An 18283-nucleotide genomic window follows, 5' to 3' on the forward strand; every position below is an offset into this window, starting at 1 on the left:
GGCTCAGCCGTTGATCAGTTGAACTTCTTCTGGTGTGCCTTGACGGACTTCACATAGGTCTTGGTGTCGCTGTACATGCCATTGCGTTTCACCGAGCCCTGCCCCTGGTAGTACGAGGCGATGCCTTCTTCGACGCTGCGGCTGGTGCGCTGCAGCGAACGAATGATCGCCACGCCAGCAGTGGCGTTGTCGTAGGGGTTCAACAGGTCCAGCTTCCGGCCGACCAACTGGGAGGCCCAGTCACCCGAGGTCGGAATGACCTGCATGGCACCGATGGCGTTGGCGGGGGAGACCGCTCCCATGTTGAATCCGGACTCCTGGTAAGCATGTGCCAGAGCCAGCGAGGGGTCGACGCCCATCTTGCGTGCCGTACTGGCGATGATTGACTGCATTTCCGAACGCGAGGGAAGGTTGCGCGACAGCAACGTGTACTTGTTGTCGTTCGCGGACTTCACCGTGCTGGCCGGGTACTTATAGTGCAGGAAGGTATCGGGAACCAGCTGCTTGCGGGGCGACGACGTCGAGGAAACCGTGGATCCGCCGGAGAGTTTGAGCTTCTGCCCGGGGTAGATGACCGAGGAGTTGCTCATGTTGTTGGCGGCCAGCAGCTTGGACAAGCCCATACCTGCCTTGCCGGCGATACCCGAAAGGGTGTCTCCTGACTTGACCGTATAGGTGCTCGTGGTCGTCTTCTTCGAAGAGCTCGAAGATCCGGAGGAACTCGAGCTGGATTTGGAGGAGGTCGACCCGCCGGAGAGCTTGAGCTTCTTCCCCGGGTAGATGACGGTGGACATGGTCATGTTGTTCGCTGCCAGGAGCTTGGACAGGCCCATGCCTGCGTTCTGGGCGATCCCGGAAAGGGTGTCGCCTGACTTGACCGTGTAGGTCGAGGCGGAGCCGCTGGAACTTTTCTTGGATGAGCTCGAGCTGGATTTGGAGGAGGTCGACCCGCCGGAGAGCTTGAGCTTCTTCCCCGGGTAGATGACGGTGGACATGCTCATGTCGTTCGCTGCCAGGAGCTTGGACAGGCCCATGCCTGCAGTCTGGGCGATCCCGGAAAGAGTGTCGCCCGACTTGACCGTGTAGGTCGAGGCCGAACCGCTGGAACTCTTCTTGGATGAGCTCGAGCTGGATTTGGAGGAGGTCGATCCGCCGGAGAGCTTGAGCTTCTGACCGGGGAAGATCAGATCGCTGGCCTTGAGCTTATTGGCCTTGAGGAGCTTCGACAGCGGAACGTGGTGGTGGTGGGCGATTCCCGAGAGCGTGTCTCCGGATTTCACGGTCACCTTCTTGGCGGGCGAAGCGGCCACGGTGAGGCGGGTGGGAACCTGCGAAGCCACCAGATGAGCGGCAATGCGCTGCTGTGCGGCGGCGATGTTCGCGGGTGTCGCGGCCTTCGGCGTGAGAAGGGCTGTGGAGGTGGGAGCCTCGACGGCGGCTGCTGGTGCGGCTGCTGCCATACCTGACAGAACGACGGCGGGAATCGCCGCGGCTGCGACGGCTCCGGAAATGGAACGGTTGCGGGATCCCTGAACGAAGACGTTCGAGGAACGCGCGCCGCTGGTGCGGTGCTCGGGCATGTAGACATCCTCTGATCGCGACGGCCTTGGCCGAAGAGGTCACCGTCGAGATGAAGCCAGGCAGGGCTTCGCGATACTCGTGTGACCTATGTTGCAAGTGTGACTCAAGTGAATTTACACCATGTGATGCGTTCCTAAAAGTCTTAAGTGGCTCGTCACGTACGTATTGGGACTCGAGGGCCCCGGATTGTGGCATTCTTATATGGTGAGCTCTCTTAATAAACTCGTGACCGAATGGTTGTCATTGCCTGACCTTGCGGAGGCACTGGGCGTCTCCATCAAGGACGTGCACCGCCTATTGGACGATCGCGCGATCGTCGAATTGCGGGTCGGCCAGCGTAAGGTTCGTTCCGTTCCGGCGGCCTTCGTCCTGGATGGACGGATCATCGATAGCCTCAAGGGCACCATCACAGTGCTCGGCGACTCCGGCTTCACCGACGAGGAGCTGATCACTTGGCTCTTCACTGCGGACGAATCGCTGCCAGGCACGCCGATCGAGGCCCTGCGCCAAGGGCGCAAGACGGAGATCCGCCGGCGGGCACAGGCCCTCGGCTGGTAGCAACGACGCCCGCTGTCGCCCGAAAAATAGGCAGCGGCCGGCCAATCATGACGGTCACCTGAGGTCCCCGTAGGGAAGCGCCCTTTAAAGGACTCGAGCAGATGTCCTCAGGCCGTGCGTTCGGTGACGGCTTTCCCCAGCGAACGCAGCTGTTCGCGGATCTCCTCGGTGACGTCGAGAACCTCGAGTGCGGAGAAGGCCCTCGAGGAGAGATCGGCAATGGTCCTCTCGGTAGCATCCAGTGCCCCGCAGTCGGTGAGCACCGCCATCATGCGATCAATCTCAGCCGTGGAGAGATCATCAACTCCCAGACGATTCTGGATGAAGCCTCGATCCGCCTCCGGCGCCAATAAGAGGGCATGGGCGATCATCTCGGTACGCTTTCCTTCGCGCAGATCATCACCTGCTGGCTTCCCGGTGATGTCGGGGTCCCCGAATACTCCGAGGACGTCATCACGAAGTTGGAAGGCTTCGCCGATCGGGAGAGCGAAGGCGGAGTAGCCCGCCAGTAGCGCGCTGTCCGCGCCGGCCAGGGCCCCACCCAGGAGGAGGGGATTCTCGGTCGAATACTTGGCCGATTTATATCGCAGAATCGTCCGAGCCCGTTCGAGCACGTCCGTATCGGATGAGGAAGGACCGGCCGACTCCTCCAGGACATCGAGATACTGTCCGGCCATGACCTGGGTGCGCATGTCATCAAAAATCTTCCGTGCCGGCGATCCTGCGGTCGCTGCCGTTGCGAAGAGCTGTTCGCTGAAGGACAGGCAGAGATCGCCGGCCAAGATGGCTGCCGCTTCGCCGAATCGTGCGCCGTCCCGAGCCCATCCGAGTCGTGAATGGGTGGCTTCGAAGGATTTGTGGACGCTGGGCCGTCCGCGTCGAGTCGCCGACCTATCGATCACATCGTCGTGGATCAAGGCGGCTGCCTGAAAGAGTTCCAGGGCGGCTGCCGCCCTGATAATTGCCTCGCTGGCGAGGTCGCCGCCGGCCCCGGCATAGCCCCACCAGGCGAAACGCGGGCGCAGTCGCTTACCGCCTTTGATGAGGGTCTCCACCGAATCGACAAGATCGACGGCCGCGGGGGAAATTTTGGCCACGATATCCCGCTGTTCCGCCAAGAACGTCGCCAAAGTCGAGTCGAGCCGTTTGATGAAGGAGGTGTCCTCGGCGCGATGAGGCAGGGAGAAGGGCCCGGTGGCTTCGTTGGGGTTCATGACATCCGTTGTGTGGGGTGATCTGGGAACTACCTCATTCTATCTGTCGGGGGAGTTCCGTAGAATTGGTGACATGGTCGAAGCCCCCACGCCGAGAACGGTCTTCCATGTCGACATGGATGCCTTCTATGTCTCCGTTGAGCTCCTGACCCGCCCGGAGCTGAAGGGGCATCAGGTCATTGTTGGAAACCCCGGTGGACGATCGGTGGTCCTGTCAGCCTCCTACGAATGTCGTCGTTTGGGTGTCCGGTCGGCCATGCCGATGAGCACTGCCATGCGGTTGGCCCCCAAGGCCACCATCATTGAGCCGAGCATGGCCTCCTATCGCCTCTTCTCCGAACGGATCATGTCTGTCTTTTCGGATATCACCCCGTTGGTCGAGCAGGTCAGTGTGGACGAGGCCTTCCTTGACGTCACGGGTAGCCTGCGCCGACTCGGTGAACCGCTGGAGATCGGTCGGATGATCCGGGCACGGTTTCGCGATGAACTGGGCCTTCCAGCGAGCGTGGGGATCGCCCGGAACAAATATGTGGCCAAGGTGGCGTCGACGCGTGCCAAACCCGACGGTCTACTGCGTATCGCCCCGGAGGACACGGTGGCCTACCTGCATACCCTTCCCGTCGAAGCCCTGTGGGGTGTCGGAGCGAAAACAGGTGAAGTGCTGGCCCGTGCCGGTATTTCCCTGGTGAGTGAATTGGCCCAGACCCCACTGGCCACGTTGGAACGCTTGCTCGGCTCCAATGGGCTTCACCTGCATGCGCTGGCCTGGGGCAGGGACGACCGGGCCGTGGAACCGGTCAGAGTGGAAAAAAGCATCGGGGCCGAGGAAACCTTCGCTGTGGACGTCCACGAGGATGCCCCGCTGAAACGCGAACTACTGCGACTGGCGTATCGTGTGGCCCAAAGGCTCCGCCACGCCTCGCGCCAAGGCCAGACGGTAGCCCTGAAGCTCAGATACTCAGATTTCACGACGATGACGCGCAGCCGCCGGTTGGCACAGCCAACAAATTCTGCCCAGGCGCTGCTCGCTGCCGCGGAAGGACTGCTGGCCGGGATCGGCCCACGAGCGCAAGCCGTTCGGCTCATCGGCATCCGTGTGGAACAACTCTCCGACGCCGACGGCGGCATCCAATTGAGCTTCGAACGCAGCGACGGAAATTGGCGGCAGGCAGAGGAAACCATGGACCGCATACGGCAGCGATTCCCCGCAGGATCACTGCAGCCAGCAACCTTGATGCCCCCACCGGAGAGCTCGGCCGAGGCTGAAACATAACTCGACTTCCCGGAGGTGGAAATGCAGACTATCCTTGAAGAAGCGCAGGTATTAACAAGCGCATCAGATGCACTTGCGACAGCGGGAACAATGCAGTTGTGAGAACCGTTGACATCTATATAGGGGTTCTCCGCAGGGAGACCGACGGACACGAGGGATTGGGGAAGGGATCATGCCACTTTCCGAACACGAGCAGCACTTGCTCGAGCAGCTGGAAAAGCAACTGCACGAGGATCACAAGTTTGCCTCCTCGATGAAGTCAAGCGCCTCACCCGGCGGGTATTCCACACGAAACATCGCCATCGGCGCCATTATCGGCATCATGGGTATCATCGCCCTGTTGCTGGGCGTCTCGAGCCAATGGATTCCAGTGGGCGTCTTGGGCTTCGCGTTGATGTGTGGTGGCGTCTATGTCGCCTTTTCCAAGAATGCTCTGGGCAAGGTTGGCAAGGGCAAAGCCAAGTCAGGGACGCAGAAGAGTTCCTTCATGGCTGACCTTGAATCCAAATGGGAAGCCCGCCATCGGGACGAACACTAAAGCTCACTAACTCGTCGTCGGGCCTGGCCACCAGGCCCGAAGAGGCAGCAACAGATACCGCAGAGCGCGGGCCATGATGGCCGGCGCTCTTTTTTGTGCCCGGTGAACGACGCCCCGGGCAACGTGGTGATCCCCACATGCCCGGGGTTCGATATTGCTCCAGGTGTCTCCCGAAGACCCTCCACTTCTCACCACCGGGTTCCTCCACTTTGCCCCACCACAGTTCCGGGGCGAGCAAAAAACGTATGATTCCGCAGATTTGCACCCGAATCGTCATCCAGCGCGCCGTTTTGCTCCAAAATCCCTCCACTCTTCCCCACACCCCTGCTTCCCAGTGATTGCAAGGAAAAGAATTTGCCCGATTGGTGGGAAAACTACCGTGTGTCGTTGACAGTGGGGCATTGTGGAGTAAAGTGGGGGACTGTAGAGGTGATTGGGGATGACGGGGTGGATGTAGCTCCTTGAAGACGGGAAGGCGGTGCGTATGTTCCTCGGGACGTACACGCCGCGTCTTGACGAAAAGGGGCGCATTATTCTTCCTGCCAAATACCGCGATGAACTGGCTAACGGGCTGGTTTTGACCCGGGGGCAGGAACGCTGCGTCTACGTCTTCAGCCAGCGGGAATTTGAGAACGTGCATGAGCAGATGCGTCAAGCACCGTTGTCCTCGCGGCAGGCACGGGATTACATCCGTGTTTTCCTCTCCGGCGCCTCTGATGAGATGCCGGATAAGCAGGGCAGGGTCACCATCCCGGGGGCACTGCGCAGCTACGCCGGACTGGACCGTGAGGTCACCGTCATCGGTGCGGGGTCTCGAGCCGAGATCTGGGATACCCAGGCTTGGAACGAATACCTCGAAGAACAGGAGAACACGTTCTCCGAAACAGATGAAGAAGTACTGCCGGGCATTTTCTAGAACCGACTAGAAGCGCTCGGTGGGGTTGGACCAGATCTCCAGCCGCCCGTCAGCATCGTCCTGGCTCCACTTCCCCGGAGCCAGGCGGATGAGGATCGGAGCGGAGGGGGATCTGGCCCAATCCCTACACCACGATTGCAAGCTGTGACACGCTGAAAGGGGACAGGGTATGACCGACGACATCACACCCCGTCCCACATCCGAGCGGCACGTACCAGTGCTGCTCGAACGTTGTGTAGGGCTGTTGGCGCCGTCGATCCAGGCAGGGATCGACCAGCGCGAACGGGCCGTCGTCGTTGATTGCACGCTCGGCATGGGCGGGCATTCGGAGGCGCTGTTGCGTCGTTTCGACCAGCTACACCTGATCGGGCTGGATCGCGACGAGCAGGCACTTGCTTTGGCGGGGGAGCGGCTGGCGCCGTTCTCCCACAGGACGGATCTGGTCCACGCCGTCTACGACGAAATCGATGACGTGGTCGAAGACCTCGGTTTCGACGGCGTGGATGGTGTGCTGTTCGACCTGGGTGTTTCTTCGCTTCAGCTCGATGAACGCGAACGCGGTTTCGCCTACTCCTTCGACGCTCCGCTGGATATGCGCATGGACACCTCAACCGGTCCGACAGCGGCGGATGTGGTCAACAGCTACTCCGAAACAGACCTGGTCCGGGTGATCCGCACCTGGGGCGAGGAGAAATTCGCGGGCAGGATCGCTTCGACCATCGTCCGTGACCGGGGGGAACGCCCTTTCGCCACCACCGGCCAGCTGGTGGAGAGCATCCGTAGTGTCGTGCCGGCGGCCGCCGCCCGGACCGGGGGCCATCCCGCCAAAAGGACCTTCCAAGCCCTGCGCATCGAAGTTAACGAAGAACTCGATGTGCTGGACCGGGCACTGCCCGCCTCCATGGATGTACTGAACATCGGTGGTCGTGTGGTCGTGATGAGTTACCACTCCCTGGAGGACAAGCTGGCGAAGAAGCATTTCGCGGCAGCCTCCAAATCCTCGGCACCTCTCGGGTTTCCGGTCGAGCTTGAGGAACATAAGGCCCGGTTCCGGAGCCTGACCAAGGGAACCGAGAAGCCGAATGACACTGAAATTGACGAGAATCCCCGCGCGGCATCAGCCAAGCTCCGTGCGGTGGAACGAATCCTGAAGAGGAGCTGAACATGAGCACCGCAACCCAGACGCGTGCAGTTCACGCAGGACAGAGCGCCGCAGGCAGCACCGTCGGTGCCAATGCCCGCGCACTGGCTCCAACGTCCCTCCCTCGTTCGGAACCCAAGCAGCGCACCCCGCTGTCCCTGGTTCCGGCCACGAAGCGCAACCGGCGCGCCGGATTCGCTGTTTTCTGCTTCGCCTTATTGCTGGCCGCACTGGTCGGTGTCCTGGTGATCAACGTCAATGTGGCCAACTCCCAGTACGACATTGTGAGCCTGCGTGGTCAGGAGCAGGCCTTGAGCCAGGAGAACGAAGCGCTGACACAGGAACTTCAAAACCTTCAGGCTCCCCAGAATGTGGCAGTCAAGGCGGCAGAATTGGGTATGGTCACCCCGGGAACGGTGGCTTCGATCAATCTGGACACCCAGAAGATCACCGGAAAGGCCACCGCAGCGCAAAAGGGAGAGCTTCCTTCCACGCATGTGCCGGCCCCGGCGGTCCCTGAAGACCAGGCTAAAAACCAGACGGTAGCGGACACCACGTCCGAAGCCGCGGAGCAGAAGAGCAATATCGCCCCCGAGGGCAAGGCTGTCACCGACGGCGCCTCGACGGACGAGAGCACGGCACAACAGAACACCGAGGAATCTTCGAGCACCGACCTGAACGGCGGAACCATTCCGGCTCCGGCGCAGCAGGGCTCCGGACAGTAGGGCAGCGAGTCCTGTTCGGTACCGATCTCGAGAAGAACCGATCAGCAACCCAAGGAATCAACTATGGCCAGGCCGCCCGCCAGGAAATCAAAGCCCACCGAGCCGCGCCGTCTGCGGATCGGTTTAGCGCTGGCCATGGTGATGCTGGTCCTGCTCGGTGGTCGACTGTTCTTGGTGCAAGGATTGGACCCGACGGCGGCAGCCGAGGCGGCTACCGGCCAGCGGATCCGAGAAACTGCTCAGCAGCCTGTCCGAGGGAAAATCCTGGACTCCTCCGGGAAGATTCTGGCGGCCAGCTTCGAACGCTACGATTTGGTGGTCGATCAACGTCAGGTCAAGGAATCCTTTAAACGCAAGAACGATCAAGGCGGGCGTGACGTCGTACAGACCACTGACGCGGTCAAGGAACTCTCGGATACCCTCGACATCGATCAGGACACCCTGAAAACCTCGATTATCGGCGATGACGGGGCCAAGAAAAAGGGTTACTCTGTCGTGGCCAAGGGAGTCACCCCCGAAACGCGGAATAAGGTTCTGAAGATCGGGCTGCCATGGATCACCAGCCAGGAACGCTTCGAACGCGAGTACCCCAACGGCACCGTCGCCGGCTCGGTGTTGGGTTTCCTGCGTTCGAGCGAAGACGGGACCTCCCAGACCGGAGCCGAAGGCCTTGAGCTGAGCCAAAACCGGGCGTTGGCCGGTGAAGCTGGAACCAAGACCTTCGAAATTGCCGCGGATGGCGTCAGAATTCCGATGGCCACGCTCAAGGAAAAGCCTGCGGTTGACGGCAAGGACGTCAAGCTCACCATCAACAGCGATATCCAATGGGCTGCCCAAGAGGCGGTCATGGCCAAGCAGAAGCAATTCAACGCCGAATGGGTCAACGCCGTGGTCGTCGAGGTCGGGACCGGCAAGATCAGGGCTCTGGCCGACTCGACGACCGTGGACCCGGCAGATCCCGGGGCAACGGATGCCGAATTCCGCCGTTCAACCACGGTGTCTCAGGCCTACGAACCCGGCTCGACCGGCAAGGCCGCGACCTTCGCCGCAGCCCTGGAAGAAGGGGTCGTCAAGCCCAAGGACCATTTCACAGTCGGGCACGAATACACGGTTGGCAAGGAGACCATCCACGACTCGCTGAAACACCAGACCTTCAACATGACCGCGGCAGGGATCTTCGCCCGCTCCTACAACACCGGCACCACGATGGTCGGCAATAAGCTCAGCAACCAACAGCGCTACGACTGGATGAAAAAATTCGGGATCGGGCAGGGCTTCGACATCGGCGTTCCGGTCAATAAGGGCATCTTCGCTCCGCCGGAGAGCTGGGATCGCCGCCAGCAGTACACGACGATGTTTGGCCAGGGCTACAGCCTGACCTCCTTGCACACGGCCCGGGTCTTCCAGGCCATCGCCAACCAGGGGGTGCAGGTCGAGCCATCGCTGATTGAGTCCTACACCGACCCCGACGGTACGGAGCATGAACGCAAGAAGGTCAAGAGTCAGCGGATCATCTCCAAGAAGACGTCTCAGGAAATGCGGCGGATGATGGAGACCGTGGTGACCGACGGAACCGGTTATGCGATGGACATCGACGGCTACCGTGTCGGAGGCAAAACGGGAACCGGGCAGGCGGCAGGCCCGACGGGTAAGCTCGACGGCTACACTAGCTCCTTCGCTGGAATGGCACCGATCGATGACCCGAAGTACCTGGTCGTGGTGACCATGCAGCGCCCCAAAGGCAACTGGGAGAGCTTCAGCGTGGCTGACACCTTCAAGTCGATCATGTCCCAGACCTTGAACAGCTACAACGTCCCGCCCAGCACCGATAAGCCCAATCCATACAAGGTCTTCGTCGGCAAGAAGCAGAAATACGGATGGTAAACACAGTGCCCCCCACGCCCCAGGATGCCGAACGGGCGTTCCGCCCCGAGCAGGCCCCTCGTCTGAGCTTGAACGAGCTCGTCAGCCGTCTGACCGAACGAGGCATGAGTGTCCGGCTCGAGGGTGATGGCGATACGGTCATCCATGGAGTGAGTCTGGACTCGCGAGCCGTGTTGGCCGGGGACCTCTATGCGGCGGTTCCCGGCGCGCATAGCCACGGTGCCGACTACTGCGTGGGAGCTTCCTCCTCGGGCGCCAGCGCGATCCTCGCGGACGAAACCGGCGAAGGCCGTGCGGTGGCTGCCGGCCTTCCGGTCGTGGTCGTGGAGTCAGTCCGGAGCGCCGTCGGCCCCGTGGCTGCCATCCTCTACGGCTCCGACGAGCCCGGTCTCGGGCTGCTCGGCGTGACCGGAACCAACGGCAAGACCACGACCACCTACTTCATCACCTCGCTGCTGCGTGCCCTGGGCCAGCGGACGGGCCTCATCGGAACCATCGAGATCCTGGCTGACGGGACACAGATCCCCAGCGTCCTGACCACGCCCGAGGCCCCACAGTTGCACGCGCTCCTCGCCCGGATGCGAGGGGCAGGGGTCGACACGGTAGCGATGGAGGTCTCCTCGCACTCCATTGACTACGAACGTGTCGGGGGCATGGCCTTCGGCGTCGCAGGATTCACCAATCTGACCCAGGACCATCTGGACCTGCACGGCAGCATGGAAGCCTATTTCGAAGCCAAGGCCCGCCTTTTTACCGCCGAACGCAGTGCTCGCGCGGTCATCACCGTCGACGATGAATGGGGCCGCCGCATGGCGCGCTCCACCTCTGCCGACCTGTTCACCCTCCGGACCATTCCCCGTGACGAGGTCGGTTCCGAGGAAGAGCTCCCCGGCAGTTCCTGGAGCGTTCAGGGCATCGCTCAGCAGGGGCTCGGCCACGAATTCGAACTGCACGGTCCGCAGGGGGAGCGGCTGCGTGCCCACACGGGTCTTCCGGGGCTCTTCAACGTCTCCAATGCCGCGCTGGCCCTGCTGATGGTCCACGTCTCCGGCACCCCGCTGAAAGATCTCCAACGTGTTCTTGACGCTTCCGACCCACTGACCATCGCGGTTCCGGGGCGGATGCAGGTCGTCTGCGATTCCCCGGCCGCCGTCGTTGACTTCGCCCACAACTCCGATGCCCTCGAACGGGCCATCGAGGGGGTCCGAGGACAACATCCGGACTCACGGGTCATCGTTGTCTTTGGTGCCACAGGGGACCGCGACTCCACCAAACGCCCCACGATGGGTGCCGTGGCAGCCCGACACGCCGATGTAGTGATCATCACGGATGACGATCCTCATAACGAGGAGGCCGGTGGAATCCGCCGCGATGTCCTGAACGGGGCACTGGAAGCGATCGAGGCCGAAGGCTTGGGCAGTCAGGCCGCCGAGATCTTCCCACGGGCCGACGCGATCGTGGCAGCAGTAGCGATGGCCCGGGCAGGCGACACCATTCTCGTGGCCGGCCGCGGGCACGAAGTCTGGCAGGAAGTCAACGGCGTCAACGTGGCCTTGGACGACCGTGTGGAACTGCGTCAGGCGCTGGAGGCCGCGGGGTACAGCCCGCGCCCCGCCGAGCCCGGTGCCACCGAGTCGGCGGCCAACGGGTAAAGTCAAAGAGCCATGATTGAACTGAACACAGCCGACATTGCGTCCATAACCGGTGGGCGCATCACGGCCACCACAGATCCCGGGAGCACCGTCAGCGGTGTGGCCACCGACTCACGCGAATGTGCCTCGGGGTTCCTTTTCGTCGCCAAACCCGGCGAGGTCTCTGACGGGCACCACTTCATCGACCGTGCCTTCGCCGCCGGCGCCATCCTGGCCTTGTCCGAACACGAAACGCTGGATTCCGGCGGCACCGTGCACCCGGCGGTCATCGTCGACGACGCCGTGGTCGCGATGGGCGCCCTGGCGGCCCATATGGTGGAGCTGCTGCGCTCCGGAGGTACCCGGGTCATCGGCATCACCGGTTCCGCAGGCAAGACCACGACCAAGGACCTGCTGGCAGCGATTCTGGAGACCTCGGGTCCCACGGTCGCGCCCATCGGCTCCTATAACGGCGAAGTCGGCGTTCCGCTGACCGTCTTCAACGCCACCGCTGAAACCCGGTATCTGGTGATTGAAATGGGTGCCACGGGTATCGGGCACATCACCTACTTGACGGATATGGTCCACCCGGACACCGGGGTCGTACTCTGTGTGGGCACCGCCCACGCCGGGGAATTCGGTGGGGTAGAGAACATCGCCCGGGCCAAGGGCGAACTGGTCGAGGCGCTACCCGGCGACGGGACGGCCATCCTGAACCTCGACGACCCGCGGGTCGCCGCCATGGCTGCCCGCACCGAAGCCAATATCCTCGGTTTCGCGATGGACGACGGCGGAAGCCGGGCGCCGGTGATGGCCTCGGACATCGTCATCGCCGAGGGCGGATACCCCGAATTCACGCTTAATCTCCCCGACGGTGGAAGCCATCGGGTGCGCAGCGGGCTCATCGGCCGGCACCACGTTAGCAACCTTCTGGCTGCCGCAGCCGCTGCTTACAGCGTGGGCATCGATGGTTCAACCATCGCCGCGACCCTGCAAGATCGCGGGCCGGCGAGCCGGTGGCGTATGGAGCGCACCGAACGCCCGGATGGCGTGAGCATCGTCAACGACGCCTATAACGCGAACCCCGAATCCATGCGTGCCGCACTCCGTACCCTGGCCGAGCTCGGCCTGCCCACGGAAGCTGGTGTGGCCCGCCGTACCTGGGCTGTCCTGGGCGAGATGCTCGAGCTCGGTAGCGAATCAATCCACGAACACGACCTCGTCGGCCGCCTCGCGGTTCGGCTCAACATCAAGAAGCTGGTGGTGGTTGGCCCAGGAGCCAAGGCCGCCTACAACTCGGCAGTACTCGAAGGCAGTTGGGGGGACGAGGCGTACTACGTCGAGACCCCGGAAGACGCCGAGGCATTGCTCGCTGACCAGCTGGAACCCGGAGACATCGTCTTGTTCAAGTCCTCCAACTCTGCAGGTCTGCGCCACCTGGGTGACCGGGTGGCCTCCAGTCCCTGCTCGAACGGTGCCTCCAGCGTGTCCGAAACGGAGGATCCCCAGTGATCTCACTCATCATGGGCGCAGCGATCGCCCTGGTCCTTTCCTTTGCGGGCACCCCGGTCTTCATCAAGGTCCTGACCAAACGCAGCTACGGCCAGTTCGTCCGCGACGACGGCCCGACCTCGCATCACACCAAACGTGGCACACCGACCATGGGCGGTGCCGTCATCGTCGGGGCCGTCTTCGTGGCTTATTTCGGGACACACGGAATTCTGAGCCTGGTCGCCGATCATGCCCCCGGCCCGTCGGCCAGTGGCCTGGTGCTGCTGTTCCTGATGGCGGGGATGGGCTTCGTCGGGTTCCTTGACGACTACATCAAGATTTCCAAACAACGCAGTCTGGGGCTCAGGGCCTGGCAGAAACTCGTCCTGCAGGCGATCGTCGGGATTGCCTTCGCCGTCCTGGCGCTGCAGTTCCCCAATAACAAGGACCTGACTCCGGCCTCAACACATATTTCGTTCACCCGGGACACCGCACTGGATCTGGCGTTCTTCGGTCCGCTCATCGGGGCCATCCTGTTCATCATCTGGGCGAATGTGATCGTCACCGCGGCCACGAACGGGGTGAACCTCACCGACGGCCTGGACGGGCTGGCGACGGGTGCTTCGATCATGGTCTTCAGCGCGTATACGCTGATCGGCATCTGGCAGTTCAACCAGGCCTGCGGTTCCTCACGGTCGATCGGTTCGGTCTGTTATGAAGTGCGCGACCCGATGGATCTTGCCCTGCTCGCGGCGATCCTTTCCGGGGCGTTGATCGGCTTCCTGTGGTGGAACACCTCCCCGGCCCAGATCTTCATGGGCGATACCGGCTCCTTGGCCATCGGTGGTGCCGTGGCGGCCTTCGCACTGCTCTCGCGGACCGAGGTCCTGCTGATCATCCTGGCCGGGCTGTTCGTGATCATCTCGTTGTCGGTGATCATCCAAGTGGGGTTCTTCAAACTCTCCGGCGGCAAGCGTGTCTTCCTGATGGCGCCGCTGCAACATCACTTCGAACTCAAGGGCTGGGCCGAAGTCACCGTCGTGGTGCGCTTCTGGATCATTTGCGGACTCTGCGTCGCCGTCGCCCTGGGTCTCTTCTACGGCGAATGGGTATTGGGACTGTGAACGCGCGTTTGGACGAACTGACCAGCTGGGACGCCGACTGGGCAGGTCTTCGGGTCGTGGTGGCCGGGCTGGGGCTGACGGGTTTCTCCGCCGCGGACACCCTCATCGAACTCGGGGCCACCGTTGTTGTCGTTGATACCGGTTCCGGAGCGGAAAGCGCCCAACGGGCCGACACGTTGAAGATCGTCGGTGCCCATGATGTGCTGCTCGGCCCCGAACATACCCAGGGCCTGCCCACGATCGAGGGGCGGGTCGCCGACCTGGTCATCGCCTCACCGGGGTGGCCACCGCACCATCCGTTGCTGCGGGCGGCAGCCGACGCATCGGTCCCGGTGTGGGGCGACGTGGAACTCGCCTGGCGGCTGAACCGGCGCGAGGGCCGCAAGACGGCCGAATGGCTGGTCATCACCGGCACGAACGGTAAGACCACCACCGTGGGGATGACCGAGGCCATGCTGCAGGCCGGCGGGTTGCGGGCCATCGCCGCAGGAAATGTCGGCACCCCCATCCTCGACGCGATCCGCGACCCCGAAGGCTACGACGTGATCGCCGTCGAACTTTCCAGCTTTCAGCTGCACTACACCCATACGTTGTCCCCCTGGGCCTCGGTGGTCCTGAACATCGCCCAGGACCATGTGGACTGGCATGGGTCCTTCGAGCAATACCAGGCCGATAAAGCGAAGATCTACGAACGCACCCAGGTCGCAGCCGTGTACAACGTCGAGGCACCGATCACCGAAAAAATGGTGGAGAATGCCGATGTCGTCGAGGGCTGCCGCGCGATCGGCTTCACCACTGGGGTGCCCTCGCGCAGCATGCTCGGGGTCGTCGATGACCTCCTGGTGGACCGCGCCTATATCGAAGAACGCCGGGATTCTGCAGCCGAATTGGCATCGCTGGAGGACTTCGGGGGAGTGGCGCCTCGGCATATGGTGGCCAACGCGTTGGCCGCCGCCGCCCTGGTTCGTGCCTACGGCGTCGCACCGGAAGCCGTGCGCAAGGGTCTGAACGCCTACGAAGGCGGCGACCACCGCATCCAGGCCGTCGCCCGGCGTGACGACATCTTGTGGATCAACGATTCCAAGGCCACCAACCCGCACGCCGCCGCAGCATCGCTGGGCTCCTTCGGCTCGGTCGTCTGGATTGCCGGTGGACTGTCCAAGGGCGTGGACTACTCGGATCTCGTGACACGATTTGCCGATAAACTGCGCGCCGTGGTGCTCATCGGAATCGACACCACAACGCTCCAGGAGGCATTGCGGCGACACGCGCCCACGGTGCAGGTGATCAAGGCGCCGGTAAGCGAAACTGGTACACAGACAGCAGGCGGTTCGGGCCAGCAGGAACGCGAAACGGCAGTCATGGAAGCGGCCGTCCAGGCAGCCGCGGCGATCGCCGAGGCGGGGGACACGGTGCTCATGGCACCGGCGGCGGCGTCCATGGACCAATTCACGTCCTACGCCCACCGCGGTAACGCCTTCATCGAAGCGGTCGGCCGATTCATGGAGGACAAAGAAAACTAAGGAGTATGCGTGGAACCCCCCACAACACGCCCACCCGGTGGATCGGGCCGCAAGCCCCGGATCCGCAGGGCGGGCCACAACGGGGGGACCGCAGGCTCTGCAGAACAGGGGCCGGGCAACCGGTCTTCCAACGATGCCGGCACCGGCGCGAGGAAGTCCACGTCAAGCGGTAGTGGGCAAGGCAACGGCCAGAAATCGTCGTCCACGCGGAAGAAGGGCCCCCAGGCTCCCGACAGGTCGCGGGGCATCATTACCCGTACCCCGGCCAACGAGAACTCTGCGGCGGCGCGGGGCAAGGCCCGGGAGAAATCCACCACCTCACCGGTGTCACGTTTTTGGAGCTGGGTTGAAGGGGACCCGCGCAAGGACGGACGCACCGGCTACTACCTGATCCTCGGCAGCACCCTGGCCCTGACCGTGATCGGCCTGATGATGGTCCTCTCCTCCTCTTCCGTCGAGGCGATCAGCAAGAACCCCGACGCTTCCTCCTACGATCAGGTCATCAAACAGGGGATCTGGGCCGTTCTGGGGATCGTGATGATGTTGGTCATCTCCCGGTTCTCACTGCCGACGTTCAAGAAGCTGGCCTGGCCTGCGCTGCTGATCAGCGGCATCCTCCTCCTGCTGGTCCTGACACCACTGGGCCTGGAGATCTACGGCAATAAGAACTGGATCAAGATCGGTTCGCTCACGTTCCAACCCTCAGAAGCCGCGAAACTGGCCCTGGCGGTCTGGGCGGCCTCCGTACTGAGCAAGAAATCCAAGCTCGTCGACCAGACCTCTCACGCCTTGATTCCCGTGCTCTTTCCCGGCGGCGCCGTGCTCCTGGGCCTGGTGTTGGTCGGACGGGATCTGGGGACCGCGCTGGTCATCGGGCTGGTCCTGGTGGCCGCCTTGTTCCTGGGGGGCGTCCGACTGAAGCTCTTCGCCATGGCCGGGGTGGTTGGTGCCGCCGCAGCCGTGGTCATGGTCCTGGTCTCCGGCAACCGCATGACCCGCATCTACGCCTGGCTTGGACTGAACTGCGATACCCAGCCCGGCGCCTGCTACCAGTCCACCCAGGGGATCTACGCCCTGGCATCGGGCGGTTGGTGGGGTGTGGGCCTGGGCCAGTCGCGGCAAAAATGGAACTATATTCCCGAAGCCTCCAACGACTTCATCTTCACCATCCTCGGTGAGGAACTCGGCCTCTTGGGCACGCTCGTCGTCGTCGTCCTCTTCGCGATCCTCGCCGTCGCGATGTACCGGGTAGCGGCCAGGCACCAGGACTCCTTCGTCAGGATCGCCACCGGCGGCATCATGGCTTGGCTCATCGGACAGGCTTTCCTGAACATCGGTATGGTGACCGGACTCCTACCGGTGATCGGTGTTCCCCTGCCCTTCATCTCCTCGGGCGGTTCGGCGCTGCTGCTCTCGCTGATGGCGGTCGGCGTCGTTTTGTGCTTTGCCCGTTCCCGACCCGACGCCAGCTCCGAACTACCCTCTGAGACCACCTCCTCGGTCGGCACCGCACGCAACGCCAGGAAGGCCAAACCATGAACCATGTCCCCTCGGTGGTGATGGCCGGCGGAGGAACCGCCGGTCACATCTCACCCCTGCTCGCCATCGCCGACGCCCTGCGGGAGACCGACCCCCAGCCCAGCATCCGGCTGGTGGGGACCCCCTCCGGTATGGAGACCCGACTGGTGCCGGCTGCCGGCTATGAGTTGGAGACCATCGCCCGGGTACCGATGCCGCGCCGTCCCTCGCTGGACCTGTTGAAGCTGCCCTTCCGTTTCGTCGCGGCAGTGCGCGGAGCCAAGGACATCCTGCGTCGCGCAGAGGCCGACGTGGTTGTCGGGGTCGGCGGTTACGTCTGCACCCCGGTCTACCTGGCGGCCCGCAGTCTACGGATCCCGGTGGTCGTTCATGAGGCCAACGCCAAGGCTGGTCTGGCCAACCGGGTGGGGGCCCGCTTCGCCGCCGCCGTGGGAACCGTCTTCGAGGGGACCGGCCTACCCGGTGCCGAGTTGGTCGGCATGCCGATGCGCCGGCAGATCGCCGAGCTGGACCGGGTTGCGGCCCGGGCCGAGGCCCGCAGCGCACTGGGTCTGGAGGCGCAGCTGCCCACCCTGGTGGTGACCGGTGGCTCCTCCGGTGCCCTCTCGGTGAATACCGCTCTCATCGGTGGCCTCCGTCGCCTCGCCGAGATTTCCGGCCCCGGACACCCCGGATTCCAGGTCTTGCACGTCACGGGTAGTGGAAAAGCCATGGTGGACGACGCCGGTGTGCCACTTTCGCTGCCGGGCTACCATCAGGTCGAATACGTGGACGGGATGGAACAGGCCTACGCCGCAGCAGATCTGATCATTGCCCGGGCAGGTGCCGGCACGGTCTGCGAGCTGGCTGCCGTCGGGCTGCCCTCGATTCTGGTCCCGCTGCCGATCGGCAATGGCGAGCAGGCACAAAATGCGAACGACCTGAAGGCCACAGGAGGCGCCATCGTGGTGCCCAATGACGAGTTCACGGCCGACTACGTGACGCGGATCGTCCCGCAGCTGCTGGGCGATTCCGCACGTCTGGCCACGATGTCCGCAGCGGCCCGGGCGCTGGGGCGTCGCGATGCCGCCGAGCAGATGGCCCGCCGGGTGCTCAACGCGGCCGCCGGGCAGCAGGGCGCCCGGGAGCAGAAGAGGGGACACTAG

General features: G+C 63.1%; 15 protein-coding genes. 13 read left to right on the forward strand and 2 right to left on the reverse strand.

Annotated features, from left to right (window positions below; all coding sequences use genetic code 11):
• Positions 1-14: 14 nt before the first annotated feature.
• A complete protein-coding gene (locus FM101_RS11640; RefSeq protein ID WP_086999764.1) occupies positions 15-1580 on the reverse strand; it encodes a lytic transglycosylase domain-containing protein in 1566 nt (521 codons plus the stop codon).
• 202 nt (positions 1581-1782) lie between these two features.
• On the opposite strand from FM101_RS11640, the gene FM101_RS11645 reads away from it, so the two are divergent.
• A complete protein-coding gene (locus FM101_RS11645; protein ID WP_179204314.1) occupies positions 1783-2139 on the forward strand; it encodes an Rv2175c family DNA-binding protein in 357 nt (118 codons plus the stop codon).
• Between the two features lie 107 nt (positions 2140-2246).
• Here the strand turns inward: FM101_RS11645 and FM101_RS11650 are convergent, their stop codons facing one another.
• Positions 2247-3353 carry a polyprenyl synthetase family protein gene (locus FM101_RS11650; protein WP_086999766.1) on the reverse strand — a complete coding sequence of 369 codons (1107 nt, stop codon included), beginning with the start codon at positions 3351-3353 and terminating at the stop codon, positions 2247-2249.
• A 73-nt stretch (positions 3354-3426) separates the two neighbouring features.
• On the opposite strand from FM101_RS11650, the gene dinB reads away from it, so the two are divergent.
• The 12 genes from dinB to murG all read left to right on the forward strand — a co-directional run bounded on the left by dinB (position 3427) and on the right by murG (position 18283).
• Positions 3427-4626 (forward strand): DNA polymerase IV, encoded by a 1200-nt coding sequence (gene dinB, locus FM101_RS11655; protein WP_086999768.1) that lies wholly within the window; start codon positions 3427-3429, stop codon positions 4624-4626.
• Positions 4627-4798: 172 nt separating this feature from the next.
• On the forward strand, positions 4799-5164 hold the full coding sequence (locus tag FM101_RS11660) for a DUF3040 domain-containing protein (protein WP_086999770.1): 366 nt from the start codon (positions 4799-4801) through the stop codon (positions 5162-5164).
• A 484-nt stretch (positions 5165-5648) separates the two neighbouring features.
• Positions 5649-6080, forward strand: a complete 432-nt coding sequence (gene mraZ, locus FM101_RS11665) for a division/cell wall cluster transcriptional repressor MraZ (protein WP_086999772.1) — start codon at positions 5649-5651, stop codon at positions 6078-6080.
• 169 nt (positions 6081-6249) lie between these two features.
• Positions 6250-7242, forward strand: a complete 993-nt coding sequence (gene rsmH / locus FM101_RS11670; protein ID WP_086999773.1) for a 16S rRNA (cytosine(1402)-N(4))-methyltransferase RsmH — start codon at positions 6250-6252, stop codon at positions 7240-7242.
• A 2-nt stretch (positions 7243-7244) separates the two neighbouring features.
• Positions 7245-7946: a hypothetical protein gene (locus FM101_RS11675; protein ID WP_086999775.1), complete on the forward strand. Its 702-nt coding sequence runs from the start codon at positions 7245-7247 to the stop codon at positions 7944-7946.
• Positions 7947-8009: 63 nt separating this feature from the next.
• On the forward strand, positions 8010-9830 hold the full coding sequence (locus FM101_RS11680; protein ID WP_086999777.1) for a peptidoglycan D,D-transpeptidase FtsI family protein: 1821 nt from the start codon (positions 8010-8012) through the stop codon (positions 9828-9830).
• On the forward strand, positions 9824-11482 hold the full coding sequence (locus tag FM101_RS11685) for a UDP-N-acetylmuramoyl-L-alanyl-D-glutamate--2,6-diaminopimelate ligase (protein WP_086999779.1): 1659 nt from the start codon (positions 9824-9826) through the stop codon (positions 11480-11482). Before FM101_RS11680 ends, FM101_RS11685 begins: the two co-directional genes overlap by 7 nt.
• 12 nt (positions 11483-11494) lie before the next feature.
• The gene (locus FM101_RS11690; RefSeq protein ID WP_086999781.1) at positions 11495-12973 is read left to right on the forward strand and encodes a UDP-N-acetylmuramoyl-tripeptide--D-alanyl-D-alanine ligase; all 1479 of its coding nucleotides are present in this window, start codon (positions 11495-11497) and stop codon (positions 12971-12973) included.
• Positions 12970-14076, forward strand: coding sequence for a phospho-N-acetylmuramoyl-pentapeptide-transferase (gene mraY / locus FM101_RS11695; protein ID WP_086999783.1), 1107 nt, complete (start codon positions 12970-12972; stop codon positions 14074-14076). The genes FM101_RS11690 and mraY overlap by 4 nt, the downstream gene beginning before the upstream one ends.
• Complete coding sequence (murD, locus tag FM101_RS11700) at positions 14058-15599, forward strand: UDP-N-acetylmuramoyl-L-alanine--D-glutamate ligase (RefSeq protein WP_086999785.1); 1542 nt, start codon at positions 14058-14060, stop codon at positions 15597-15599. The genes mraY and murD overlap by 19 nt, the downstream gene beginning before the upstream one ends.
• A 9-nt stretch (positions 15600-15608) precedes the next feature.
• Positions 15609-17138, forward strand: a complete 1530-nt coding sequence (ftsW, locus tag FM101_RS11705) for a putative lipid II flippase FtsW (RefSeq protein ID WP_241895286.1) — start codon at positions 15609-15611, stop codon at positions 17136-17138.
• The gene (murG, locus tag FM101_RS11710; RefSeq protein ID WP_086999789.1) at positions 17135-18283 is read left to right on the forward strand and encodes an undecaprenyldiphospho-muramoylpentapeptide beta-N-acetylglucosaminyltransferase; all 1149 of its coding nucleotides are present in this window, start codon (positions 17135-17137) and stop codon (positions 18281-18283) included. Before ftsW ends, murG begins: the two co-directional genes overlap by 4 nt.

Origin of the sequence: Arthrobacter rhombi, assembly GCF_900163545.1 — a bacterium.
GTDB lineage: Bacteria > Actinomycetota > Actinomycetes > Actinomycetales > Micrococcaceae > Arthrobacter_H > Arthrobacter_H rhombi_A.

Coding starts and splice junctions, on each gene's coding strand:
- FM101_RS11640 (WP_086999764.1), bottom strand. CDS start 1,580: ATGCCCGAGCACCGCACCAGCGGCGCGCGTTCCTCGAACGTCTTCGTT.
- FM101_RS11645 (WP_179204314.1), top strand. CDS start 1,783: ATGGTGAGCTCTCTTAATAAACTCGTGACCGAATGGTTGTCATTGCCT.
- FM101_RS11650 (WP_086999766.1), bottom strand. CDS start 3,353: ATGAACCCCAACGAAGCCACCGGGCCCTTCTCCCTGCCTCATCGCGCC.
- dinB (WP_086999768.1), top strand. CDS start 3,427: ATGGTCGAAGCCCCCACGCCGAGAACGGTCTTCCATGTCGACATGGAT.
- FM101_RS11660 (WP_086999770.1), top strand. CDS start 4,799: ATGCCACTTTCCGAACACGAGCAGCACTTGCTCGAGCAGCTGGAAAAG.
- mraZ (WP_086999772.1), top strand. CDS start 5,649: ATGTTCCTCGGGACGTACACGCCGCGTCTTGACGAAAAGGGGCGCATT.
- rsmH (WP_086999773.1), top strand. CDS start 6,250: ATGACCGACGACATCACACCCCGTCCCACATCCGAGCGGCACGTACCA.
- FM101_RS11675 (WP_086999775.1), top strand. CDS start 7,245: ATGAGCACCGCAACCCAGACGCGTGCAGTTCACGCAGGACAGAGCGCC.
- FM101_RS11680 (WP_086999777.1), top strand. CDS start 8,010: ATGGCCAGGCCGCCCGCCAGGAAATCAAAGCCCACCGAGCCGCGCCGT.
- FM101_RS11685 (WP_086999779.1), top strand. CDS start 9,824: ATGGTAAACACAGTGCCCCCCACGCCCCAGGATGCCGAACGGGCGTTC.
- FM101_RS11690 (WP_086999781.1), top strand. CDS start 11,495: ATGATTGAACTGAACACAGCCGACATTGCGTCCATAACCGGTGGGCGC.
- murD (WP_086999785.1), top strand. CDS start 14,058: ATGGGTATTGGGACTGTGAACGCGCGTTTGGACGAACTGACCAGCTGG.
- murG (WP_086999789.1), top strand. CDS start 17,135: ATGAACCATGTCCCCTCGGTGGTGATGGCCGGCGGAGGAACCGCCGGT.